Here is a 24,552-nt window from a genome sequence, read left to right on the forward strand (position 1 = left end):
CGTCCCGGTCAGCGCGTGTGGTGCGTGGGCTGGCGTTCGAAGACCGGCGTCGGAAGCCCCTCCATCCTGGCCTTGAGCTGCAGCGCCAGATAGTTGGAGTAGTGGCGGCTTTGGTGCAGATTGCCGCCGTGGATCCACAGGTTGTCCACGTTGGTGGGTTTCCACATGTTGCGCAGTTCCCCTTCCCACGGGCCCGGGTCCTTCGGGGTGTCGGAGCCAAAGCCCCAGCACTTCCCGACGGCGTCGGCCACCTCGGGTGAGACCAGATCAGCCAGCCAGCCGTTCATCGACCCGTAGCCGGTGGCGTAGATGATGGCGTCCGCTTCCAGTTCCGTTCCGTTGGCCATTACGACGGCGTTCCCGGTGATTTTGTCGACCTCGCCGTTGGCGAGTTTGACCCGGCCGTCGATGATCAGCTGGGAGGCGCCGACGTCGATGTAGTAGCCGGAGCCGCGCCGCAGGTATTTGAGGAACAGTCCGGAGCCGTCGACGCCGAAGTCCAGGTCAAAGCCGGCGGCCTCCAGCTGGGAGTAGAACTCGGCGTCCCGCTCGGCCATCTCCGCGTAGACCGGGATCTGGGCTTCGGGCAGAATCCGGTAGGGCAGGGACGCGAACAGCAGGTCGGCCTTCTCCGTGGTGACCCCGTTGGCCAGTGCCTTTTCCGAGTACAGGCCCCCGAGGGCGAGGTCCATGAGTGATTCGCTCCGCGCGATGTGGGTGGAGGACCGCTGGACCATGGTGACGTCCGCGCCGTGTTCCCAGAGGTCGGCGCAGATGTCGTGGGCTGAGTTGTTGGAGCCGATGACCACGGCCTTCTTCCCGGTCCAGTCCCCTCCGCCCGGGTGCTTGGACGAGTGGTACTGCTCCCCGAGGAAGGACTCGGCGCCGTCGAACGCGGGAACGCTGGGGTACCCAGAGACGCCCAGGGCGAAGACGAGCTGTTTCGGCCGCAGGGTGACCGGTTCGCCATCGCGCACCACCTCAACGATCCACTCCTGCGAGGTCTCGTCGAAGCGGGCGTTGGTGCATTCGGTCTTGGACCAGTAGTTCAGTTCCATGATCCGCGTGTAGTTTTCCAGCCAGTCGCCGATCTTGTCCTTCGCAGCGAAAACCGGCCAGTCGTCGGGGAACTTGATGTAGGGCAGGTGGTCGTACCAGACCGGATCGTGGAGGTGCAGGGACTTGTAGCGGTTCCGCCAGGAGTCACCGGGACGGTCGTTCTTTTCGATGATGATGGTGGGCACGCCGAGCCGGCGCAGCCGCGCCCCCAGCCCGATTCCGCCCTGGCCGCCGCCGATGATGACGGTGTAGGGCTGGTCTTCATAGCCGAGCCGGGCTTCCTGCTCTTCCTTCAGCTCCAGCCATGACTTGCGGCCCTTGGTGATCTCGTGGGCGACGCCTTTCTCCCGGTTGACGCCCTTCTTTTCCTCGAAGCCCTTGAGCTCCTGCATGGTGGTCAGCAGGGTCCAGCATTTGCCGTTCCGAAGGCGCAGGTGGGCGTAGCCCCGGGCCTGGGCTGTTTCGAAATTCACCCAGGCCTCGGCGTTGGCGGCGTCCCCGGTGGCGTCCTCGGCCAGGGTCCAGTTGCTGGGCTTCACGTCGTCCAGGGTCGCATCCAGCATGCGCCGGATGTCCTCCTTGCCTTCCAGGGTCTTGAGGTTCCAAGTAAAGGAGACGAAGTCGCGCCAGTACGAATCGTCATCGAATAGTTCAAGCACGTTGTCGGTGTTGTGGCTGCGCAGCGCCTCATCGAACTGCGCCAGCCAGGCCTCGACCACGCCGTTTGGAGTCTCAGGCATGTTTCCTCTTTCCTTTGCCAACTGTGGGCCGGTCCCGTTGCATGGCAACCGCGCCATGCAGTGACCTGCCTCACAAGTAAAAGTCTCAGGGGGTTACAATCGGGTTACACAGAGCTCTCCGGCTCTTGGCCCGCGTTGACCGCCGGGCGGGTGCCGGCGTAGCTGGCCGGGTGCGATGATTCGAGGGCGAGTTGGGAATATGAGCATGCGGCCGGGCAGCCGCTCCACCACGCAGCTCTCCGACCTGAGGTTTTCTGCGCCGGCTGAGTACGCGCGTGTCCTCCGCAAGGCGCACGAGTCAATAGTTTCTGGCACGCCAAGTCCGCATTTGTCTCCGTCCCTCGTCAAGTCCTGGCAGCGTTCCCTGGCTTTGGGCATCAATCCGGACCTGCACCGCCCGGTGCACCGGCACGAAGTTTCCGAGGCGCGCTCGCTCAGTGCCGGCCACAGGCTGGCTGCCGTGATGCCCGCGCTGTCGCAGTTGCTGGCCGATGAGACGGCTACCGGGCGGCACCTGTTGATCGTCACCGATCATCAGGGTGAAGTGCTGTGGCGCGTCGGCAGCAAGCAGGCCTTGAAACTTGCGGACTCGCTGGAGTTCGTGGAGGGTGCCGACTGGTCCGAATCCGGGGTCGGTACCAACGCTATTAGCGAGGCGCTGGTGACGGGCGCCCCGGCGCAGCTGTTCTCGGCCGAACACCTCGTGCGGACGCACCACGATTGGGCCTGCACGGCGTCCCCGATCCGGGACCCTTTGACGGGCGAGGTCGTTGGCGTCCTGGACGTTTCCGGCCCGTACGAATCGGTCACGCCGGACAGCCTTCGCCTGGTGCGCTGTGGCGTGCGGCTGGCTGAGGAGCTGTTGAAGTCCGCGGCCCCTCCCGTCGGCGCCGGCGGCAGGACCGGGAACGCCGACGGGGTCACCGGTAGGCGATCCGAAGCCGGTGCCCGGTCACAGCTGGTGCTGCAGCTGCTGGGGGACGCGCCATCTGCTGCGCTCGACGGCGGCACCCGCCGCCCGCTAACGCTGCGCCGCGCCGAGATCCTGGCCCTGCTGGCCTCCCGCACCCAGGGGTGGAGCGCCGACGAACTGGCCTACGAGATACATGGCGACGCGGGCACCGCTGCAGCCATCCGGACCGAGATGCACCGGGTACGCAGCATCCTGGGCAATGTGGTGGAAGCGAACCCCTACCGTTTCTCCTCCGCCGTGAGAGTCGTGACGGATGCCTCGATCGTGGCTGGCCATCTGCGCGACGGACGGGTGACGGAGGCCTTTGCGGCCTACCCGGCCAAGCTCCTCAACCGTTCGAGCAACCTCGCCGTCGGGTTCATGCGTGATGAGCTCAATGAAGCCGTCGGCGCCTCCGTCCGGACCAGCGGCGACGCCCGGTTGATCCTGCAGTGGTGCACCAGCGACATGGGCTCCTCGGATACGGCCGCCGCAGCGACTGCGGCCATGCTCCTGGGACCCCAGGATCCACGCTGCCAGCTGGTGAGCGCACGGATGGAACGGGTCGACCGGGAGCTGCGAGCCTGAGCACTGCGCCAGTGGCGTCCGTGTATGTCCCGATGCTAGGGCGCAGGCGGAACGACGCCGGGGCACCCTTGGCCTTGCGGGTTGCGGAGGCAGTCGTCAGCATAGTTCCGGGTGATGGAGCGCCAGACGCTTACGGTCTGCGGCGGCGAACTGAACTGCCCCTGGCCCGGAATGGGCAACGGCGGCCCGCCATTGACGGAGTATGTCCCCTGGAAATGCGTCGTCAGCACCACCGGGAAATCCCCGGTTTGGGTATAGACGTGGCTGGTGGCTGTCTTTTCGCCCCAGCGGTCCTGCGGGAGGGATCCACCGGCCGAGGTCTGCGGCCCCAGCGAGGTGCCGTCACCGTAATTCCAGGTGTACTGGACGGGCCTGGCGACGACGTGCACTTTCTGCGCCAGGAGGGTGATGTCGAATTGCTGCTCCGCCGCGGCCGCGAAGAAGTTGGTCTCGGCACCGCGCAAGGTATGTGGGCTCGGCTGGGCCGTGACGGATCCTGCAGCGATGGGCAGCCTCTGGAACTCCGTTTGGATCATGGCGGCGATCCTGGGCAGCAAATCCTCCGGCTTGGGATCGAAAAGACACGTGGGCCCGGAGTGAAAGCTCCACGTCGGGTTCGGCACGCCAGCCGGGGCCTTAAGCCACACGACCGGAATTCCATCCTTGCCGTCGGGGCCGTTCTTGCAGTCCACGAGGACGGCCAGGCACTTTGTGTCGAAGTCGCCTCCGCCCAGATGGCACTGCAGCTCGTACTTGTATTGGTATGGGTCGGCTTGAGGTGCGCCAGGTTGAAGCGCCACAAACTTCCCTGTCGCTGGATCCAGCCTCCAACCCCCAACACTTACGCTGTCCGGCTTCCAATCACTGAATATGTCGGGCGGCTCAGCTTGAGCAGCCGCAGGTGCGATGAACATGACGATCGCGGCCGCGACGACCCATGCGCTCAGAGTGCGGCGTGTGGTGGCGAATCGCATGATCTAACCGACGATTCTGCCGACATTTACCACGGTCCATAAGCCGCCGCTGAAAGTTATGAACAACAGATTCCCAGTATCATCCGGCTGAGGATCACTGCGGGCCACGGTGGCATCCTGTCTCATATATGTGAGTGGAGTTTGCTGGGCCTGGACTACAACCTGATACGTGGCGTCCACGTCGCGGACAAATTCACTGCTAATCGACGGCGTCGTGATCTTCCCCCCTACCAACCAGCGCCCTTCTGCGTGCCAGGCGCTGATAACGCTCTTAGCCTTTGCGCATGGCTCACAATCTGGCGACGTAACTGCTTCAAATTGCGCCAGTTCGCCCGTCTCATATCCGTAGCTGAGCAGGCTGAACCAGTACGAAGCAAAAGCGATAGCACCTTCCTTCGTCTCGGCCTTCGCAGCTTCCGGCAGCACGGGGACCGGCACGTTCTCCGCCTTGCCCGAGGCGTCGGCCGGTTTATAGCTGGCCGTTGGCGAGGGACTGGCGGTAGCTGTCGGCGACGCCGTCGGACTCGAGGATCCGGGTGCGGCCGTTGCACCCGGCGTTGTTCCCCCGCCGGTGCAGGCAGTGACCGGCAAGAGGGACAGAGCGACCATGGCTGCGCAAACGCGTCTGCGGCGGACGAAAGATGGAGTGCGAGATGTCATGGTCAGCTATTCCCCCCGATAGAAATCAAGACGCCTGAAGCCAAACAATGACTTAAGGGTAACTGACATCACATTTTGGACATCCAAGTTATCCACAGGCGCTCGTTGACCGGCCGGGCGGCCGACTTCCGGAAACCACATGGGCGGCGGGTCCGCTTCACTGAAGACACGGATCAGCCCGCACCGCGGCCGGCAACCCCAGAAAATCCAGAGCAGCCGATTGAAGGCGAACGGCATCAGCCTACGGACGAGGTCCGACAATTCGCCGCAGCCTGGTCGTTTCGCCGCAAATGCTCCGCCTCACAGCGACTCAGATCGACTTTCACGCCGCAGGCTCTGGCATTTTTCTACACGGGCCAGAACAATGAACCCATGATGTTCGAACATGCAGACGAAAACCCCATCCTGATCCTTGATGACGACCAGAGCTGGAAGCTGATTGAAGGCACCAAGCACGGCAGGCTCGTGGTCATCGTCGGCGGCGAACCGGATATCTTTCCGGTGAACTATGCCGTGAGCGGCAGGAAGCTTTACCTCCGGACTGCGCCCGGCAACAAACTCGCTGAACTGACCATCAATTCCAAGGTGCTGTTCGAAACGGACGGCATTCTCTCCGACGAGGCCTGGTCGATCGTCCTGCGGGGCACGGCCCGGGTGTTGGAACAGTCTGCCGATATCGCAGCGGCAGAGGCCCTTGGGCTCAAGCCGTGGGTGCCCACCCTGAAGGACTTCTACGTCGAGATCGCGCCCACCTCCGTCAGCGGGCGCCATTTCCAATTCGGTGAGCACCCTGAGCGGGAGATCTAGCAGCCGTTCGACGGCGGCGATGGCCGGCTGACCGACTGACCGGTTATCCGGCCGACGCCGGGCTCCAGACTGCCGCCTAGACTTAAACCATGGCGGACAAGCTGACACCCGAGCGGCGCAGCTGGAACATGTCCCGCATCCGCGGGAAAAACACCACGCCCGAACTGCTGGTCCGAAAGTTGCTCCACGCCAAGGGCTACCGCTACCGGCTGCACGGCACCGCCCGCGGGGGGAGGCTCCCCGGCAACCCGGACCTGGTCTTTGCCGGCCGCCACAAAGTCATCTTCGTCAACGGCTGCTTCTGGCATTTCCATGACTGCAGGGTCGGGCAGCACGCGCCCAAGGCCAATGCGGAGTTCTGGGAAACCAAGCGCACCCGCACGCGGAACCGCGACGCCGAACAGCGCCATCAGCTGGAGCGCTCAGGCTGGGAAGTCCTCACTGTCTGGGAGTGCGAACTCAAGGATCTCTCGGCGCTGGAAAAGCAGCTGGATGATTTTCTTCGGGGAACAACCGCATAGGCCGGTCGCCCCCAGCGTCCGGAAGTCGTTCTGGCGACATCAAGAAAAGACCTCAGCGCTACCGGACAGATTGGCCTGACTCGGGTAATATCCCAATCTGGGGACAAGGACCCTACCCGGGGTCCGCACTTACCGTTTTAATTGACCACGGGAGAGCGCAGATGCCGAACTTGCTGAAGTCCAACGCGTCGCTGAACACAGTTCGGCCACCGAAGTCCTCACACGAATCCTGGGCGCAGGAGTGCCGGCGGTCCCCAGATGGCGAGCATGACCTTAGCCCTCTGCGTCAGCAGGTTTCCGCGATCATTGCGGCGATTCTCGCTGACACCACGACCGAAGAAGCCCACGTGCGCGAGAAGCTGCGCTGGCATGTCGCCAACAACCCCGGCCAGCCGGAAAAAGCCCTCTTGAGCCACCTTCTGGCCGTGTCGGTGGAACAGCAATCCAGCTGACGCCGCTCCCCGGAGCGCGTCAACGGTTGATGGTTGCCTGACGCACCACTTCGCCCCAGGACTGCTGTGCGAGGTCCGCCACAGAGGCCAGGATTTCCGCTGGCGGCTTCGACAGGTCCAGCGGGAATTCCACCACGTCGATGTCAGTGTTGAGGATCCGGCGCAGTTTGAGCTCTCCCGCGCCGGGATACACCAGCCATGCCGTCGGAACCCGCAGCGAGGTGCAATAGGCGAGCATCCGGTAGTGGTCCCCCGACAGGGACGCCCCGGTGTCGGCCGCGGCCCGGTACTTCGCGTCGTAGACCATCACCGGCCGTCCTCCCAGCAGGTGGACGGCTCCTGGCTGCACCACGATCCGGTCCGAATCGCGGACGGCCTCATTGAGCAGGGCGTTGTAACGCAGCCGCATCTCCCCCGGGTATGCCGCCATTGCCTCGCGGAGCGCCGTTCCGACGAAGTCCTCGAACACCGTGGACATGTCCACCACAAACGACGCCGACTGCTGCGTGCCGTCGCCGGCCTCCGCCGAAGCATGGCGCAGGATCACCTCGGCGAGCCGAAGCGCGGCCTGGTACCGGGTGTTCATCCGGCTGGCGCGCCACACCGGCAGGGGTGCGCCGGACTGCAGCCGGGTCACGGCCACGAGCTTTCCCTTGAGCTGGCGCAGCCGGCTCAGCACCTCCGGCCGCACCCCCGGGACCTGCGACATCCGTTCCAGCGCCGCCCGCAGGATGCGGTTCTCCGCAATGTCCCCGGTGAACTCGTCATAGGAAACTTCGAGGGGCGCCAGCATGCCGGGCCGTCGCGAAATCTGGTCCGAGATCCGGATCCGGCCTTTGACCGTCCGCAGGGACTCCTCCACATTAAGGTAGCCCTGCAGCACGCCGCGGCTAAGCGCCCGGTCCGCAAGCTGGGCCAGCGACTCGGCCAGTGCGCTCCACAGGTCCGCTTCCTCGACCGCTGCGACGCAGTCCTCCCGGAAGCCCTGGTCCCCGGCGTAGCCGAGCAGGAACAGCAGCCGGTCCAGGCCAAGCCGTTCCTTGGGCCGCACCTCGAGCTGCACTGTGGGAGTGCGCACCGAGCCGACCTTCCCCACAGGCTCGATACGGAACAAACCCATGCCCATGGGCGAGGCATTGGCCAGGCCGCTGCCGTTGACGTAGGCCGCACTGGCAGGGTCAAGCCGTTCCACGACGCCCCGGGACAGCTCGTCAAGGACGATCCGGCGGACCGGCTTGGAGCCCGGCGCCGCGCGGCTGGCCGGCCCCGGCTGGCTAGACGCGCGCAAGGCGGTCAAGCAACTGGTCCAGCCCGAACCGCTCCTCCAACTGCGCGCGGTTCAGCTGGCCGTGGTAATGCTCCTCCAGCAGCGGCATCAGCTCGTACTTCCAGATCCGGCGCAGGCCCTTGGGCGTCTGTGCGGACGGTTTCATGAAGTAGGACGGGCCGATCATCAGGTCCCGGTCCCATTCATCGATGGCATCGTTGAGCGCGTCCATCAGCAGGGCCGGCGTCGTGTCCAGCTCCCGGGCCTGCAGGAACCGCAGCAGCGATCCCTTCACCGGCTCCGTCTTGGGGTGGAGCTCGATGAAAGAGAAGCGGCGGCGGATGGCTGCATCCATCATCGCGATGGACCGGTCCGCGGTGTTCATGGTGCCGATGATGTAGAGGTTGTCCGGCAGCGTGAAGGGCTCGTTGGGGCTGTACTGCAGGTAGATCCGGTCGTCGCGGTACTCCAGCAGGAAATACAGCTCGCCGAAGACCTTCGCGAGGTTGGCCCGGTTCATCTCATCGATGATCAGGAAATACGGCTTGCTCTCGTTCCCCGGCTTGGCGGCCTCTTCGGCGATCCGGCGCAGCGGCCCCGCCACGAGTTTGAAGGACACCTGGCCTTCCTCGGTTTTGTCCGGACGGAAGCCCTCGAAGAAGTCCTCATAGGCGTACGAGGGGTGGAACTGCACCAGCTTGACGCGCTCGTCGGTGGTGTCTCCGGCGAGCTGGGCGGCCAGGTGCTTGGCGAGGTATGTCTTGCCGGTGCCGGGCGGGCCGTAAAGCACCAGCTGGCGGTTCTCCTCCAGCAGTTCGGCAATTTCCTGCAGCGGCTCGAGGTCCATGTGCAGCGACTCGGCGAATTCCGCCGTCAACGGGCGGAACCCCTCACAGACAGGTTCGACGACGGCGGCCGGCTCGGTGCCGTCGTCGGTCTCGGCTTCCGCTTCGGCGGGAAGGAGCGCCTCCAGGGCCTGGATGACGCGGGTGATGTCCACAACGATGCCGGAGGTGGCCAGCTGCCGCTGCACGTGGCGGGGCAGCCCGGTCATGCTGTGGGTTTCGTCGAACCAGCGGACCTTCCGGCGCAGCCGGCGGTTGGCCTCGTGGTGTTCGGGCTCGCCCAGGACCACACCCACCCGGACGGTGCCGGCGCTCTGGTACAGGGCCAGGTCGCCGGGCTTCATCACGGTCAGGAAGGCGAAGACGGCGGTTTTCGTGTCCTCGCGCTCTACGTAGCCGAGGTGCTTGTAGTCCTCATCCACGGCGTGCTGGACCAGCCCGGCGCTGACGCCGGGGTCCAGCAGGCGGAGGTGCTCGACGTCGAGCGTCACCCGCTCCTCGGATTGCCAGCTGCCGAGCAGGTCGGCGTTGTCGTGGTGGGTGCGCAGCAGCCAGGCCCGCCGCCCGGGGTCGCCCACTTTGCGCCACTGGCTGACCAGCTGCCGGGAGTACCAGTCGATCCGCTGGCCGGCCTGTTCGTCGAGGTGCAGCCGGATGCGGTGGATGTCCGCGGAGATGTCCTCGTCGCTGTCGCCCTTCGCGCCGCCCACGAGGGAGGCGAAGGCGTCACGGATTTCCTGGCGCTCGACGTCGGCCACCACGGGCTCGAAGTAGCTGGGCCAGACCAGGAACTCGATGCTGCGGCGGATGGCCGGCTGGTCACCGGGCGTGCCGGCAACGAGCTGGTGGAAGGCCAGCGGGTCCTTGACCGCTGCGGCGACGGCGCCGGCCGGACGCCGGGCGACGTGCTGCACGAACCGGCACAGCCACTTCAGGTGGTCCCAAATGGTCCAGTTGAACTCCGCGGTGCGGTCCCGGATGACACCGTGGTCCGTCATGCCGGCGAACAGCTCATCCGGCAGTTCCAGCGGCGGCTCCAGCCAGGAGGCGGCTTCGGCGACGCGCGCGCGTTTGACCTTGAGGGATTTCACCTCGTGCGCCAACGGCAGGGACTGCAGGAAGAGCAGCTCGACGGCCAGTTGCTTGGCGCCCCGGGAGGCGTCCTGGAGGTTTTGCCGCAGGTTGGTCATCATGGGAGCTTTGGCGTCCGGGACCCCGCGCTCGAGCCGGTCGAGCAGCTCAGCGGCAGCGGGCACCGACCAGGTTTTGGTGCGCCCGTCCAGGGCCGACGCTTTGCCGTGCAGCCCTGGCCCCAGCACAAACCACGCCGCATCCTCAATCTCCTTGGAGATGCCGAGGGCGCGGTGCATGGCAGGCTTTTTGGTTGGGGTCATCCCTTCAATTTACAGGCTTAAGCTGGACGCCCGCATCATGGGACGTCCCACTGTTACTGCCCGGTAGCTCCGTGCGGGGACCGGGCGCCGGCTACTTGGCCGCCGCGCTCCGCCTGACACCGAACGTGAAGTAGCTGCCCGGGCCGACGAAGTTGACCAGCGTGGCCAGCCGCCAAAACATCTTGCTGCCGCGGATCTGTGCAGCCGGGCGGTGTGAGATGTCTCGCTGGGCTGCGAACCGGAGCGAAAGCTGGACGATGGCGCCGGTAATCGTGCCGACCTTCGCCATCGGAGAGAGTTCCTTCCAGCTCTTCTTCCGGGCGTTCCGCTTGCGCTTGTTCGCCATGAACTGTGCTCGTTTGTTCACCATGATGAGTGCTCCTTGGCTTCCGGGCTGACTGCCCGCGGGGTGTTCATTCTAGGGACGAACGGTGCACCGAGGTAGAGGCTATCGGACCGGGCGGGCAGGGTCCGGGTAGGCAGCTCCGGGCTGCGCGGGTTCAGGCTGCGCGGGATCCGTGGACGGGGCCGGGCGGACGGCCATGTACGGAGCCAGCCTGTCCTTCTGCTCCGGGGTCAGCCGGAGCACCCGCCCGGTGGCCTCGTCGACGAACGCCAGGTGGCTCGTGGCACGGACGCAATCCTCCCGGGTGACCGGGTCCTGGACCAGGTAGTGGATGTCGAAGCTGGCACCCTTCACGGCACCGATCCACATCTGGACCAGGGCCGGGACATTGCGGTACTCGAGGGTCCGGACATAGCGGATCTTGTGCTCCACGATCAGCGCCAGGGTCCCCTCCGGAACCACGTTGAAGAGCGATACCGGCGGCTCAACCCCCGGCAGCCCCGGCCCGCGCGGCGGCCCGAAGGCCGCGATGCGGGCTTCCTCGAGGATCCGTACGAGCTGGACGTTGTTGATGTGGCCGTAGGCGTCCATGTCGCCCCAGCGCATCGGGATCTGCACCTCGATGCGCCGGGGCTCCGCGGCGCGGCCGGCGGCGCTCAACTGTGCACCGCCGTTGCGTCGTTTGCCGTGTTTTCCGAAAAGGCCGTCTCCGCGTCCTCGCCCGCAAACTGGGACATGTAGAGGCGGTAGTAGGCCCCCTTGAGCTCCAGCAGCTGGGCGTGGGCACCCTGCTCCACGATCCGGCCGGCCTCCATCACCAGGATGGTGTCGGCGTCGCGGATGGTGGAGAGGCGGTGGGCGATCACGAAGCTCGTGCGATCGGTGCGCAGGGCGGCCATGGCCTTCTGGACGAGCACTTCGGTGCGGGTGTCCACCGAGCTGGTGGCTTCGTCCAGAATCAGCAGCGAGGGGTTGGCCACGAAGGCCCGGGCAATGGTGATCAGCTGCTTCTCGCCCGCGCTGACGTTGTTGCCTTCCTCGTCGATGACGGTGTTGTAGCCGTCCGGGAGGGCGCGGACGAAGCGGTCCACGAAGGTGGCCTTCGCCGCCTCCATCACCTGGTCTTCGGTGGCGTCCAGCTTGCCGTAGCGGATGTTGTCGTAGATGGTCCCGCCGAAGAGCCAGGCGTCCTGCAGCACCATGCCCACCTTGGCCCGCAGTTCCGCTCGGCTGAGGTGGGTGATGTCGACGCCGTCCAGGGTGATGCTGCCGCCCTGGAGTTCATAGAAGCGCATCACGAGGTTCACCAGGGTGGTCTTGCCGGCACCGGTGGGGCCGACGATCGCCACGGTGTGCCCCGGTTCCGCGGTGAAGGACAGGTCCTCGATCAGCGGCTTGTCCGGGGTGTAGCTGAAGGTGACGTGCCGGAACTCGACGTGGCCGTCGGTCTTGGCCGGCAGCTGCTCGGTGGCGGTCTCGGCGTCCTGTTCCTCGGCGTCGAGGAATTCGAAGACCCGCTCGGCGGAGGCAACGCCGGACTGCAGCATGTTGGCCATGCCCGCCATCTGGCCCAGCGGCTGGGTGAGTTCGCGCGAGTACTGGATAAACGCCGTGGCGTCGCCCAGGCTCATCCCGCCGGAGGCCACGCGCAGCCCGCCGACGACGGCGATCCCGACGTAGCTGAGGTAGGAGACAAACTGCATGACCGGCATGATCATGCCGGAGACGAACTGCGCCCCGAAGCTGGCCTGGTAGAGGGCTTCGTTCCGTTCGTCGAAGCGGGCCAGCATGTCGGCGTCGCGGCCGAAGACGCGGACGAGGTCGTGCCCGGAGAATGATTCCTCAATCTGGCCGTTGAGCTCGCCGGTGTTCTTCCACTGGGCGGCGAAGAGCTTCTGGCTGCGGGAGCCGATCATGCCGGCGGCCACGGCCGAGAGCGGCAGCGCGACCAGCGCAATCAGGGCCAGCTGCCAGGACACGATGAACATCATGATAACGATGCCGATCACCGTCAGCGCCGAGTTCACCAGCTGCGCGAAGGCCTGCTGCAGCGCCTGCTGGATGTTGTCCACGTCGTTCGTGACCCGCGACAGGATGTCACCGCGCTGGCGGGTGTCGAAGTAGTTCAGCGGGAGCCGGTTCAGCTTCGTTTCGGTGTCATCGCGCAGCCGGCGGACCACCCGCATGACCAGGACGTTCAGGACATAGCCCTGCAGCCAGAGGAAAATGTTCGCGACGAAGTACATCACCAGCACCACGCTGATCAGGAACGCGAGCTGCTGGAAATCGACGCCGGCACCGGGGACGACGTTCATCTTGGCGAGCATGTCGGCGAAGTTGTCCTGGCCCTGGGCGCGCAGGCCCGCGACGAACTGCTCCTTCGTGCCTCCGGCGGGCAGCTGCTTGCCAACGACTCCGCCGAAGATCACGTCCATCGCCTGTCCGAGGATCCGGGGCGCCACAACGTTGAGGACGACGGCGACCGTCACCATCGCGAGCACGGCGATGATGCCGGTCCGCTCGGGCTTGAGCAGTCCCATCAGCCGCTTCGCGGAGGGCCAGAAGTGCTGGGCCTTCTTCGCGGGCAGGTTCCCGAACATGCCGCCGTCGGCCTCGCCGGGCGTGAATTCCTCTTCGTAGAAGTCGTCATCCGGCCCGGTCGCGGAGGACCCGGCGGAAAGACCGGTGGCGGAGGACTCTGCGCCGGATTCGGTGCCCGAGGGCCCGAGTTCGACCTTTTCGTTGGTGCTCATGCCACGGCCTCCGCGGTCAGCTGGGATTCGACAATTTCCTGGTAGGTGCTGGAGCTCTGCAAGAGTTCCTCATGCGTGCCGCGGTCCACGATCCGTCCGTTGTCGAGCACTAGGATCTGGTCGGCATCGGCGATGGTGGAGACGCGCTGGCCGACAATGATGACGGTGGCGTCGGCGGTTTTCGTCTTAAGGGCGCGCCGGAGCCTGGCGTCTGTCGCGACGTCAAGGGCGGAGAAGGAGTCATCGAACAGGAAGACCTTGGGTTCGGTGACGAGGGCCCGGGCGATGCAGAGGCGTTGGCGCTGGCCGCCCGAGACGTTGGTCCCGCCCTGGGCTATCCGTGCGCCGAGTCCGTCCTTCTTCTCGCGCACAAAGTCGGCTGCCTGGGCCACGGTCAGGGCGTCCCAGAGCTGCTCATCCGTGGCCCCGGGCTTGCCGAAACGCAGGTTGTGCTCGATCGTTCCGGAGAACAGGTAGGGCCGCTGCGGCACCATGGCCACGCGCTGCGTGATCTCCGAGCGGTCCAGCTGGGTGAGAGGGACGCCGTCGAGCAGCACCTCCCCCGAGTCCGCGTCGTAAAGGCGGGGCAGCAGCGAGAGCAGGCTGGTCTTGCCGGCGCCGGTGGAGCCGATGATCGCCACGGTCTGGCCAGGCTCGGCGGTGAAGCTGATGCCGCTGAGGACCGGCGCTTCGGCGCCGGGATAGGCGAAGGACACATTCCGGAACTCGACGCGGCCGGCCTTGGCGGCCGGCGCCACCGGGGTGAGGGTCTCGTGGATGGAAGGTTCGACGTCGAGCACCTCGCCGATGCGGTCGGCGCAGACCGAGGCGCGGGGAATCATCATGGCCATGAATGTGCCCATCATGACGGCCATCAGGATCTGCAGCAGGTACTGCAGGAACGCCGTCAGCGAGCCGACCTGCATCTCGCCGGCGTCGACCCGCTGGCCGCCAAACCACAGCACGGCCGCGGTGGAGATGTGCAGGATCATGCCGATCGCGGGGAACATCAGCACAAACAGGGCGCCGATTTTCAGCGAAACGTCGGTGAGTTCCTTGTTCGCCGCGCCGAAGCGCCCGGCTTCGTGCGGTTCGCGGACAAAGGCACGCACGACGCGGATGCCGATGATCTGCTCGCGGAGGATGCCGTTGAGCCGGTCGATCTTCTTCTGCATGGAACGAAAGAGCGGCATCAGGCGGACCACGATGTAGCCGACCACCACCACCAGCAACGGAACGGAAACCCAGACCAGCCAGGAGAGGTTAAGGTCCTCGCGGAGGGCCATGAAGATGCCGCCGATGCACATGATGGGTGTGGCCACCATGAAGTTCAGGCCCATCAGCATGAGCATCTGCACCTGCTGGACGTCGTTGGTGCCGCGGGTGATCAGGGTGGGGGCGCCGAAGACGTTGACGTCCTTCGCGGAGAAGCTCGAGACCTTGCGGAACACCCCGCGGCGCAGGTCGCGGCCGAATGCCATGGCGGCCCTGGACCCGAAGTAGACCCCGGCGATCGCGGTGGCAACCTGGACCAGGGCGACGCCGAGCATCACCCCTCCGGTGCGCCAGATGTAGTCCGTGTCGCCACGGGAGACGCCCTCGTCAATGATCTGGGCGTTCAGGCTGGGAAGATACAGCGCCGCGATGGTGGAGGCGAGCTGGAAGAAAACCACCGCACCGATGTATGGCAGATACGGCTTCGAGAACCGCCGTATGAGGGTGACAAGCATGCCCACGAGTCCTTAGGAAATAACGAAGTGGATGAGGCTGGAGAAGAGTCCGGCAGGAAAACGCCTGCCGCATGCCCCCAGTCCTAGCAGGGGGGGCCGACAGCCTTAGCGATCCAACTCTACGAAACGACCGGCCCGCGCGGAACATCGGACACTGAAAATCATCCAAACGGCGTACTTTTCGCGCTCCGCAAAGACACTTTCGCGGACTGCAAGGACAATAGTGCGGCACCGGGGCCGCCCCTGATTAGCGGGGCGGCCTCGGTGCCGTTTGCGGGCAGTCGTCCTGCCTATTGGGCCCGGCGCTGGCTTTCGCGCTGCTGGCTGAGCACCTCGACAAATTCCCGGTCGAGATCGACGATGCCGGTCCCGGCCACGGGTCCGGCGGAGGCAGCCGACGCGGGCGCCGCCGACTCCACCGCAGTCCCGGCGGACGGGCCGCCGTCGTCGACTTTGGCGGAGGGGGTGGCGATGTCCACGGTGCGCCGCAGCGGCTCCTCCTTGATGAAGAGGATGGCCACCAGGGCGACCAGGCCGACGATCGCGGAGATCATAAAGATCTGGGCGGTTGCGTCGCCGTAGGCGGCCCGCATGATTTCGCGGACGGGCTCCGGCAGGTCCTTGAGGTCCATGCTGGCCCCGGATCCGCCCCCGGTGGGAATCCCGGCGGCGGCAAGGCCCTTGGTGGCGAGTTCCTTGACCCGGTTGCCCATGATGGCACCGAGCACGGAGACGCCGATGGCGCCGCCGACCGACCGGAAGAACGCGACCGAGGCGCTGGCGGTTCCGATGTCGCTGGCCCGCACGGTGTTCTGCACCGCCAGGACGAGGTTCTGCATCAGCAGGCCCAGGCCGAGGCCAAGGACTGCGGTGTAGATGCCGGTCTGCCAGAGTTCGGTCGTGTGATCGATGGTTCCGGTCAGTCCGAGGCCGCTGATCAGCAGGATTGAGCCCGCGACCAGGTACCGCTTCCACTTTCCGGTCCGGCTGATCAGCTGTCCGGAGACCACGGAGCCGATCAGGTTGCCGGCGATCATCGGAAGTGTCAGGAGCCCTGCTTCGGTGGGTGTTGCCCCGCGCGCCACCTGGAAGTACTGGCCCAGGAAGGCGGAGGAGCCGAACATCCCGACGCCGACGGCGATCGAGGCAAGGATGGCGAGGGCGGTGGTGCGCTGCGAGATGATCTTCAGCGGAATGATCGGCTGCGAGACCTTGGATTCGACCAGGATCAGCAGGGCCAGCAGGGCAATGCCGCCACCCACCATGGCCGCGGTCTGCCAGGACCACCAGTCGTAGTAGTCCGGGTTGCCGGCGAAGGACACCCAGATCAGCAGCAGGCTCACGCCGGAGGTCAGGAGGATGGAGCCGAGCCAGTCGATCTTGGCAGGGCGCCGGACGTGCGGCAGCTTCAGGGTGATCTGCAGCAGGATGAGCGCGACAATGGCCAGCGGAACGCAGACGAAGAAGGTCCAGCGCCAGCCCAGCGGGCTGTCCACGATGAAGCCGCCGAGCAGCGGGCCGCCGGCAGTCCCCACGGCCATCACGGCGCCCATGTAGCCGGAGTACTTGCCGCGGTCGCGGGGCGGGATGATGGAGCCGATGATGGCCATGGCCAGCGCGGTGAGCCCGCCCATGGCGATGCCCTGGATCACGCGGGCGGTCAGCAGCAGCGGGATCGTCTCGGACAGGCCGGCCATCACGGACCCGCCGACGAAGATCACGATGCTGAGCTGGACCAGCACCTTCTTGTTGAAGAGGTCCGCGAGCTTGCCCCAGATGGGGGTGGTCGCCGCGTTGGCCAGCAGGGCCGCGGTGATGACCCAGGCGAAGTCGGTCTGGGTTCCGTTGAGCTCGGACATGATCGTCGGAAGCGCGTTCGCGACAATCGTGCTGCTGATGATCGCGGTGAAGAACGCGGCCAGCAGGCCGGTCAGGGCTTCCATGATCTGGCGGTGGGTCATCACCAACATTGGTGCCGGGGGCATTTCTGTGGTTGCTGCCATGGGGCGCTCCTTAAACAATTTCGGTCGTATTAGTGGATCCGGCCGTCGTTGCCCGGGCTGAGGTCCTAAGGGACTCAGCAAGTTTCTGCAAGGTTTTCGTTGTCTCTTCGACGTCCTGCTCACTCCAGTCCTGCAGGAAGCCCAGGAGTGTGGCGGCGCGCTGGTCCTCGATGGAGCGGAGTTTCCCGATCCCCGAGTCGGAGAGCGCGACCAGCTGCGCCCGCCCGTCCAGGGGGTCCGGCCGGCGGACCACGTAGCCCTGCTCCTCCAGCTCGGCAATGTGCCGGCTGAGGACGGGCGCGCTGACCCCGAGCCGGTCCGCGAGCTGGGTGGCCCGGGATTCGCCCTCCCCCACGAAGCGCAGGACGCCCTGAAGCGCCACGCCGGTGTCCTCCCCGCGAAGCTTGACGGCGGCGACGCAGCGCACAGCACGCTGCAAATCGAAGATCTGGTGGACGAGTTTGGCTGCGGTGTCCGGCTCAACTGCCATGAGGGCTCCCTCTTTGCTTGCCTAAGGCAACAATATAGCAGGAAATTAGTTACTTTGGGAAACTAACCCTATTTCCGGGCTTAAACGCCGAGCGCGGACCGGCAGCAGTGCTGCCGGTCCGCGCTCGTCCTCGAAGGGGGCGGGGCGGTATTGCTCAGGGCTCCACGTGGGTGGGGGCGAACATCCTGAGCAGGGTCTCGACGACGACGACGTTCGGCCCGTCGGCGGCGAAACCGGCCCTGAGGGCGTCCCCGACGTCCTCGGGAGCAACCCGGACGGCCGGAACCCCGAAGGCCTCGGCGAGCTTGACGAAATCAGGACGGGCGAGTTCAGTGGCGGTGGCCTTGCCGAAGGCGCCGACCATGTATTCGCGCAGGATGCCGTAGCCGCCGTCGTCCACAATCAGCCAGGTGACCGGGACGTTGTGCTGCTTGGCCGTGGCCAGTTCGGAGATGGAGTACATCGCCGAGCCGTCGCCGGAGACCGCAAGCACCCGGGCTGAAGTGCCGGACTTGCCGGTGGTTTCCAGGCCGACGGCGCCGCCGATTGCCGCGGGGAAACCGAAGCCGAGTCCGCCGGCGCCCTGCGCGGAGTGGAACTGGCCCTCGCGGGCGTCCCAGCAGCTCCAGGCCCAGTACGCGGAAATGGTCATGTCCCAGAAGGTCTGCATGCCGGAGGGCACTGCCTCCCGGATGTCCGCCATGAACTTCAGTTCCTTGCCCAGGTCCTGGGATTCCAGCCGGGCCTTAACCTTCGCGAGGGTGTCCTTCACCAGGGTCTCTGGTGGGGTGCCGTGCCAGTCCGCGCGCTTTTTGCGCGGCTCCGTCAGAGCGGGCGGCTCCGTCAGGGCGGGCGGCTCGGTCAGGGCGGCGTCGAGCTCGGTGTCCAGCGCGGCGTCCAGGGCGGCGAGCGCCTGGCCGGCGTCGGCCCGGATGCCCAGGCCGGGGCTGTTGGATTCCAGCACGCGAGGTTCGGCATCGATCTGGATGATCCTGCCGCGCGGGGCAAAGGTGAAGTAGTTGGACGTCACTTCCCCGAGCGAGGAGCCGATCACGATCAGCACATCGGCGTCCTCGAGCAGCTCCGTCATGTACTGGTCCTCGATCCAGGACTGCAGTGAGAGCTCGTGGCTCCACGGGAATGCACCGTTCCCGCCGGGAGTGCAGATGACCGGTGCCCGGAGTTTCTCGGCGATGGAGAGCAGCGACTTTTCGGCCCGGCCGCGTCGGGTGCCGCCGCCGGCGATGATGGCGGGACGTTCCGCCGTCGCAAGCCATTTCACGGCCTCGCGGACCAGTTCCACGCGGGGCGGATTATCCGCGGCCTCGGCGAGGGCGTCCTCCACCGGCGGCACCATGATGGGATCCAGCAGCACGTTCTGCGGGATTTCCAGCCAGACGGGGCCCTGCGGCGAGGAGATCGCCTCGGTCCAGGCGTCCTGGATGGCCGAGGGGATGCCGGAGGCGTGCTGGATCAGCCGCTGGCTCTTGGTGACGTTCGCGGCCGAGGCCTTCTGGTCATCGAGCTGGTGCAGCATGCCCTTGCGGCGGGCACCGAGTCCTTCCAGCGGGATCTGGCTCGCAACGACCACCATGGGAACGCCGGTGGCATAGGCCTCCTGCAGGCCGGCCAGGGAGGTCAGCGCGCCGGGGCCGGTGGAGAGGAACAGGACACCGACCTCGCCGGTGGCCCGGGAGTAACCGTCCGCGGCGAAGGCCGAGTTGTTCTCCACCCGCGAGGAGACAAAATGCAGGTTTCCGCGGCCCATGGCGTCGAAGAGACCCAGCGCATGCTGGCCCGGGATGCCGAATACGGTCTTGGCGCCGAGCGCTTCGAGGGTCTCGACGACGAGGTCGCCGCCGTTGCGCACGCCGGTCACCGGGTGGCTCCGCCCCCGGCGCCCCGGCCCGCCGGAGCCGCGAATCCCGCCGGAGCCGCGAAGCCGGCCGGGCGGCGGGATTCCTGGCCGAGGGCCTGGGCCGCGTACCCGTTGGGCGTGCCGAAGCGGTCGCCGTCGACCGCGCGGTCCGCCATCAGGGTGACGAGTTCAAAGGCCACGTGGCTGGCGGCGACGCCGGTGATGTCCGCGTGGTCGTACGCGGGTGCCACTTCGACGACGTCGGCGCCGACCAGGTTCATGCCGCGGAAGCCGCGGATGATTTCCAGCAGCTCGCGGCTGGTGATGCCGCCCGCTTCCGGGGTTCCGGTGCCGGGCGCGTGGGCGGGATCCAGCACGTCGATGTCGACGGAGATGTAGAGCGGACGGTTGCCGATCCGGTCGCGGACCTTGGCGACGGTTTCCAGCACGCCCTGGTAGTAGACATCGGCGGAGGTGACGATGCCGAAGCCGAAGCGGTGGTCGTCGTCGAGGTCCTTCTTGCCGTAGAGCGGGCCGCGGGTGCCGATGTGGCTGATGGCCTCGGTGTCCAGGATGCCTTCCTCGACGGCGCGGCGGAAGGGGGTGCCGTGGGTGTATTCGGCGCCGAAGTAGGTGTCCCAGGTGTCCAGGTGCGCGTCGAAGTGGAGCATGGCAATGGGCTGGCCGGCGCGTTCGGCGGCGGCGCGGAGCAGCGGCAGGGCGATGGTGTGGTCCCCGCCGAGGGTCAGCAGCTTGCTGCCCGAGGCGGTCAGGTCCAGGGCGTTCTGCTGGATGGTCTCGATCGCTTCATGGATGTTGAAGGGGTTGACCGCCATGTCGCCGGCGTCGGCCACCTGGATGTTTTCGAAGGGGCTGACGTCCCACGCCGGGTTGTACGGGCGCAGCAGCCGGCTGGCCTCGCGGATGTGGTTGGACCCGAAGCGGGCGCCGGGCCGGTACGAGACGCCTGAGTCGAACGGCACTCCGACGACCGTGACGTCGGCCTTGGCGACCTGGTCCAGCCGCGGCAGGCGCGCATAGGTGGCGGCTCCCGCGTAGCGCGGAATGCGGGATGAATCGATGGGGCCAAGGTTGCCATTGGCCTCGATGCGCAGCTCTTCCAAAAGAAAGCCTCTCCTTCGAGGATTGACCGACGGGTGTGACAGCCATCATACACTCGAAGTTTCTCATTGCGCATCAATTGTTTACCTGAAGGCTGAGCTTCATGTGGACACCTTGCCGCGGCTGCGCCGGCTTTCCGGCTGGCTCTCGGCGGCCGCTGCGTCAGCATCCGCCTTGCCGTGCGGATCCCCCGGGTGGAAGCTGCCGCCGACCATCAGGAGTTCGTAGGCCGTCTCGGCATGCTCGGTCACGTCGATGCCGTTGAGTTCGTCGGCTTCGGAAACCCTCATGCCCATGGTCTTGTGGATGAGGAAGGCGATCAGGGTCGTCATCAGGCCACTCCACAGGGTGATGATGAGCGCGGTGAGCAGCTGCGGCCAGAACTGGGCCATGCCTCCGCCGAAGAACAGCCCGCCCTCCGTCTTGGCCGAGGGGAGGGCGAAGAAGCCCAGGGACAGGGTGCCCCACAGGCCGCCGACGAAGTGGACAGCCACCACGTCCAGGGAGTCATCCAGCCCGATCTTAAATTTCAGTCCCACGGCGAGCGCGCAGACCGCGCCCGCCACGGCGCCGATCGCGATGGCCCCGATGGGGTCGACAAATCCGCAGGCTGGGGTCACGGCCACGAGCCCGGCCACTGCGCCCGAGGCGGCGCCCAGGGAGGTGGCGTGCCCGTCGCGGAGCCGCTCGATGAGCAGCCAGCCAAGCAGCGCCGCACTGGTTGCGAGCAGCGTGTTGGTCCAGGCCAGGGCCGCCGTGGCGTCGGCCGCCAGTTCGGAGCCGGCGTTGAACCCGAACCAGCCGAACCACAGCAGCCCCGCCCCGAGCATCACGAACGGCAGGTTGTGCGGGCGGATGTTCGGGTCCTTCATAAAGCCCAGCCGTTTGCCAAGGACCACCGCCAGCATGAGGCCGGCAATACCGGCATTCATGTGCACCACGGTTCCGCCGGCGAAGTCGAGGGCCGAGATCTTGCTCCCGATGACGCCGTCGGCCCCGAAGATGCCGCCGCCCCAGACCCAGTGGGCAATGGGGGCGTAGACGAGGGTGACCCACAAGGCGGCGAAGAGCAGCCAGGGTCCGAACCGGACACGTTCAGCGACGGCGCCGCTGATCAGGGCGACGGTAATAATGGCGAAGGTGGCCTGGAATCCGATGAACACCATGTCCGGCAGGCCGGCGGCCTTGGTGCCGATCGTGCTGGTCAGCCCGCTCAGGCCGAAATTGGCGAAGGGGTCGCCGACCAATCCGTTGAGTGAGTCGGGCCCGAACGCCATGCCGTAGCCCCACAGGGCCCAGACGACGCCGACGACGCCCATGGCGCCAAAGCTCATCATCATGATGTTCAGGACGGATTTCATCCGGACGAGGCCGCCGTAGAAGAAGGCCAGACCGGGAGTCATCAGGAGAACCAGCGCGGATGCCGCCAGCATCCATGCCGTCGCACCAGGGTCGAGCGCCTGGGGATCAACTTCCATTGCTACTGCAAGCACAGCCATGTTCATCACGGGAGCCTTCCTTGAGTACCGGCGCTCCAAGGGCGCCGGATCGGCGAGACCGTTGCTAAAGTCGGCACAGTTGCCCGTCCCTCCCCGTAGCTGACGCTACCGGGGGCGTGTTTCAGGCGGGCTGTGCCGATATTGCAGCCACGTAACAAGGGAAGCGCCAATGCTAAATCGGCGTTTCGGGGACGTTAACGGCGTATGACGTACATCTCACATGGCTCGCGGTCCGGCTTCCGGGCGCGCGGTCCGGCTCGCGGCCATGGCCGCGGCCCGGTACCTGGACCCTAGCGGCTCGCGGCGGGGACCAGCACCCAGAGGACCTCGACAGCTTCGTCCGTCGGATTCACCCAGGTGTGCGGCTCGCGGCCCGGGAAGGTCACGGTGTCCCCCGCGTGCAGCACGAATTCCTCGTTCGTGAGGATCAGCCGGATGCTGCCGTTGACGACGTGCAGCACGTCGACGTCGCAGTCCACCGCGTACAGTTCCGATTCGCCGCGGCCGCGGGGCTCGATCACGGCCTGGATGATCTGCACCCGGCGCTCGGAGCGCGCGGTCAGCAGCCGCTCCACAATCCCTTCGCCGCCGAGCGAGATCCGCGGGCCCTCGTTCTTCTTGGTGAGATGCGTTTCCGGTGCGGCAAAGAGATCGCCGATCGAGATGGAGAGCACCTGGCAGAGGGTCACGAGGGAGGCGACCGAGGGTGAGGTGAGGTCGCGCTCCACCCGGCTGAGGAACCCCTTGGTCAGCCCGGTGGCATCGGCAACCTGCTCGATGGTGAGCCGCTGCGACTGCCGGGCGGCGCGGATCCGGGAACCGATGGCAACGGGAACGTTGCTCGGTTCAACTGGTAGAGCCTTCATTTTGGAACCTTTCACGGCCGGCCGCTCGGCCCCATCATTGGAGCAATACTAGCGGGACGGCCTCCACCGGCGGCCGGACACACCTGCGACGCGTCATACGCCTTGACTGTTACACGGATCACACCTATTGTTTGGCAACAAGTGTTGCCTATGGGGCAATAACTGCCGTCGAACCACGGTGGTGTCGCCCGGCCAGGGGACACTGGCGTTTGGCTGGTGGGGCAAGTCCCGCGCCAAGAACAACAGCGACTTCCTGGTGGCCGGCCGCCGCCTCGGCCCGTTCCTCTATACCGGAACCATGGCCGCCGTCGTGCTCGGTGGCGCCTCCACCGTCGGCGGCGTCGGCCTTGGCTACAAGTTCGGCATCTCAGGCATGTGGCTCGTGGTCGCGATCGGCGCCGGCGTACTGCTGCTCAGCCTGCTCTTCGCCAGCACCATCCAGAAACTCAGGATCTACACGGTCTCCCAGATGCTGAGCCTGCGCTACGGCAGCCACGCCACCCAGACCTCCGGCATCGTCATGCTCGCCTACACGCTGATGCTCTGCGCCACATCCACCGGCGCCTACGCCACCATCTTCGTGGTGCTCTTCGGCTGGGACCGCGCCCCCGCCATCGCCATCGGCGGCGCGATCGTCCTGGCCTATTCGACCATCGGCGGCATGTGGTCCATCACCCTGGCCGACCAGGTCCAGTTCGTCATCAAGACGGTCGGGATCTTCTTCCTGATGCTGCCGCTGACGCTCAACGCCGCCGGCGGCCTCGACGGGATCCGTGCCCGCGTGGACGCCAGCTTCTTCCAGATTGACGGCATCGGCATCCAGACGATCATCACCTACTTCGTCGTCTACACCCTGGGCCCGCTGATCGGCCAGGACATCTGGCAGCGCATTTTCACCGCCAAGACACCCACGGTCGCACGCTGGGGCGGCGCCACGGCTGGCATCTACTGCATCCTTTACGGTGCGGCCGGCGCCCTGATCGGCATCGGTGGCCTGGTGCTCGCCGCGGCCGTCGCCGCCACGGTGGCCACGGCCTCCGGCGCCCTGATCGCCGCCGCCACGGTGGCCCGCGCCGACGTCCTGCCGTTCGTTGCCGGCTGGTTTGGCAAGAACATCAACACCGACGACACGGACAACCCCGAGCACGACGTCAAGGCCAACCGCATGTGGGTCCTGGGCCTCGGCATGATGGCGATCGTGATCGCCATCATCACCAAGGACGTCGTCGCCGCCCTGACCATCGCCTATGACATCCTCGGCGGCGGACTCCTGGTCGCCATCCTCGGCGGCCTGGTCTGGAAGCGCGGCACGGGCGTCGCCGCGGCTGCCTCCATGGCCGTGGGCTCGGTCATCACGCTGGGCACCATGATCTTCCTGGAGATCAACGCCGAGGTCCCGCTGGACGGCATCTACGCCAACGAACCGATCTGCTACGGCCTGCTGGCCTCCGCGGCCGTCTACATTGCGGCGTCGCTGTTGACCAGGCCGACGGATCCGGCGGTCATGGCCAACTGGCACCGCCGGGTGGCCGGCATGGCGGCCGAGGACGAACAGGTCCCGGCCCTGACGCACTAGGGTCCGGACGCACTAGGGTCCGGACGCCCTCGTTCCGGACGCACTCGTTC

The 24,552-nt window shown here is 66.3% G+C and carries 19 protein-coding genes and 1 pseudogene; 5 read left to right on the forward strand and 15 right to left on the reverse strand.

All coding sequences use genetic code 11. The features are described 5' to 3' along the window. Positions 1-8: 8 nt before the first annotated feature. Complete coding sequence (locus tag AC1MFL_RS05625) at positions 9-1,799, reverse strand: NAD(P)-binding domain-containing protein (protein WP_479813945.1); 1,791 nt, start codon at positions 1,797-1,799, stop codon at positions 9-11. A 205-nt stretch (positions 1,800-2,004) separates the two neighbouring features. On the opposite strand from AC1MFL_RS05625, the gene AC1MFL_RS05630 reads away from it, so the two are divergent. After that, the gene (locus AC1MFL_RS05630) at positions 2,005-3,339 is read left to right on the forward strand and encodes a GAF domain-containing protein (RefSeq protein WP_479815322.1); all 1,335 of its coding nucleotides are present in this window, start codon (positions 2,005-2,007) and stop codon (positions 3,337-3,339) included. A gap of 35 nt (positions 3,340-3,374) precedes the next feature. Here the strand turns inward: AC1MFL_RS05630 and AC1MFL_RS05635 are convergent, their stop codons facing one another. Together AC1MFL_RS05635 and AC1MFL_RS05640 are read right to left on the reverse strand one after the other, a co-directional pair. Beyond that, positions 3,375-4,313, reverse strand: a complete 939-nt coding sequence (locus AC1MFL_RS05635) for a PKD domain-containing protein (RefSeq protein ID WP_479813946.1) — start codon at positions 4,311-4,313, stop codon at positions 3,375-3,377. A gap of 3 nt (positions 4,314-4,316) precedes the next feature. Continuing rightward, complete coding sequence (locus tag AC1MFL_RS05640; protein WP_479813948.1) at positions 4,317-4,973, reverse strand: DUF6318 family protein; 657 nt, start codon at positions 4,971-4,973, stop codon at positions 4,317-4,319. A 372-nt stretch (positions 4,974-5,345) separates the two neighbouring features. Between AC1MFL_RS05640 and AC1MFL_RS05645 the strand changes: the two genes are divergently transcribed. The 3 genes from AC1MFL_RS05645 to AC1MFL_RS05655 all read left to right on the forward strand — a co-directional run bounded on the left by AC1MFL_RS05645 (position 5,346) and on the right by AC1MFL_RS05655 (position 6,753). Continuing rightward, the gene (locus AC1MFL_RS05645; RefSeq protein ID WP_226758546.1) at positions 5,346-5,780 is read left to right on the forward strand and encodes a pyridoxamine 5'-phosphate oxidase family protein; all 435 of its coding nucleotides are present in this window, start codon (positions 5,346-5,348) and stop codon (positions 5,778-5,780) included. 89 nt (positions 5,781-5,869) lie between these two features. Further along, on the forward strand, positions 5,870-6,301 hold the full coding sequence (locus AC1MFL_RS05650; protein ID WP_479813950.1) for a very short patch repair endonuclease: 432 nt from the start codon (positions 5,870-5,872) through the stop codon (positions 6,299-6,301). Between the two features lie 161 nt (positions 6,302-6,462). Further along, the gene (locus AC1MFL_RS05655; protein ID WP_479813951.1) at positions 6,463-6,753 is read left to right on the forward strand and encodes a hypothetical protein; all 291 of its coding nucleotides are present in this window, start codon (positions 6,463-6,465) and stop codon (positions 6,751-6,753) included. Between the two features lie 19 nt (positions 6,754-6,772). Here AC1MFL_RS05655 and AC1MFL_RS05660 read toward each other — a convergent pair whose 3' ends face one another. From AC1MFL_RS05660 to AC1MFL_RS05715, 12 genes and pseudogenes are all read right to left on the reverse strand, one after another. Then, the gene (locus AC1MFL_RS05660) at positions 6,773-8,041 is read right to left on the reverse strand and encodes a 5-methylcytosine restriction system specificity protein McrC (RefSeq protein WP_479815324.1); all 1,269 of its coding nucleotides are present in this window, start codon (positions 8,039-8,041) and stop codon (positions 6,773-6,775) included. Continuing rightward, complete coding sequence (locus AC1MFL_RS05665) at positions 8,028-10,259, reverse strand: McrB family protein (protein ID WP_479813953.1); 2,232 nt, start codon at positions 10,257-10,259, stop codon at positions 8,028-8,030. Before AC1MFL_RS05665 ends, AC1MFL_RS05660 begins: the two co-directional genes overlap by 14 nt. A gap of 91 nt (positions 10,260-10,350) precedes the next feature. Then, the gene (locus AC1MFL_RS05670; protein WP_479813955.1) at positions 10,351-10,629 is read right to left on the reverse strand and encodes a hypothetical protein; all 279 of its coding nucleotides are present in this window, start codon (positions 10,627-10,629) and stop codon (positions 10,351-10,353) included. A gap of 174 nt (positions 10,630-10,803) precedes the next feature. Next, positions 10,804-11,211 (reverse strand): annotated as a pseudogene (locus AC1MFL_RS05675) (acyl-CoA thioesterase); the annotation flags it as partial. Between the two features lie 50 nt (positions 11,212-11,261). Continuing rightward, positions 11,262-13,205 (reverse strand): ABC transporter ATP-binding protein, encoded by a 1,944-nt coding sequence (locus AC1MFL_RS05680; protein ID WP_479815326.1) that lies wholly within the window; start codon positions 13,203-13,205, stop codon positions 11,262-11,264. A gap of 149 nt (positions 13,206-13,354) precedes the next feature. Continuing rightward, positions 13,355-15,088, reverse strand: coding sequence for an ABC transporter ATP-binding protein (locus tag AC1MFL_RS05685; protein ID WP_479813957.1), 1,734 nt, complete (start codon positions 15,086-15,088; stop codon positions 13,355-13,357). Between the two features lie 290 nt (positions 15,089-15,378). Further along, positions 15,379-17,091, reverse strand: a complete 1,713-nt coding sequence (locus tag AC1MFL_RS05690; protein WP_479813959.1) for an MFS transporter — start codon at positions 17,089-17,091, stop codon at positions 15,379-15,381. 10 nt (positions 17,092-17,101) lie between these two features. Beyond that, the gene (locus AC1MFL_RS05695) at positions 17,102-17,581 is read right to left on the reverse strand and encodes a MarR family winged helix-turn-helix transcriptional regulator (protein WP_479813961.1); all 480 of its coding nucleotides are present in this window, start codon (positions 17,579-17,581) and stop codon (positions 17,102-17,104) included. A gap of 154 nt (positions 17,582-17,735) precedes the next feature. Continuing rightward, a complete protein-coding gene (locus AC1MFL_RS05700) occupies positions 17,736-19,460 on the reverse strand; it encodes a thiamine pyrophosphate-binding protein (RefSeq protein ID WP_479813963.1) in 1,725 nt (574 codons plus the stop codon). Then, positions 19,457-20,563: an agmatinase gene (gene speB, locus AC1MFL_RS05705; protein ID WP_479813964.1), complete on the reverse strand. Its 1,107-nt coding sequence runs from the start codon at positions 20,561-20,563 to the stop codon at positions 19,457-19,459. Before speB ends, AC1MFL_RS05700 begins: the two co-directional genes overlap by 4 nt. A 99-nt stretch (positions 20,564-20,662) precedes the next feature. Then, entirely contained in the window at positions 20,663-22,066 is a 1,404-nt protein-coding gene (locus AC1MFL_RS05710) for an ammonium transporter (protein ID WP_479815328.1), read from the reverse strand. A gap of 284 nt (positions 22,067-22,350) precedes the next feature. Next, positions 22,351-22,926 carry a helix-turn-helix domain-containing protein gene (locus tag AC1MFL_RS05715; RefSeq protein ID WP_301224498.1) on the reverse strand — a complete coding sequence of 192 codons (576 nt, stop codon included), beginning with the start codon at positions 22,924-22,926 and terminating at the stop codon, positions 22,351-22,353. Between the two features lie 181 nt (positions 22,927-23,107). Here AC1MFL_RS05715 and AC1MFL_RS05720 point away from each other — a divergent pair, with 181 nt between their 5' ends. Continuing rightward, the gene (locus AC1MFL_RS05720; protein ID WP_479813966.1) at positions 23,108-24,502 is read left to right on the forward strand and encodes a sodium:solute symporter family protein; all 1,395 of its coding nucleotides are present in this window, start codon (positions 23,108-23,110) and stop codon (positions 24,500-24,502) included. Positions 24,503-24,552 lie beyond the last annotated feature (50 nt).

This window comes from Arthrobacter sp. BG3 (genome assembly GCF_056680185.1).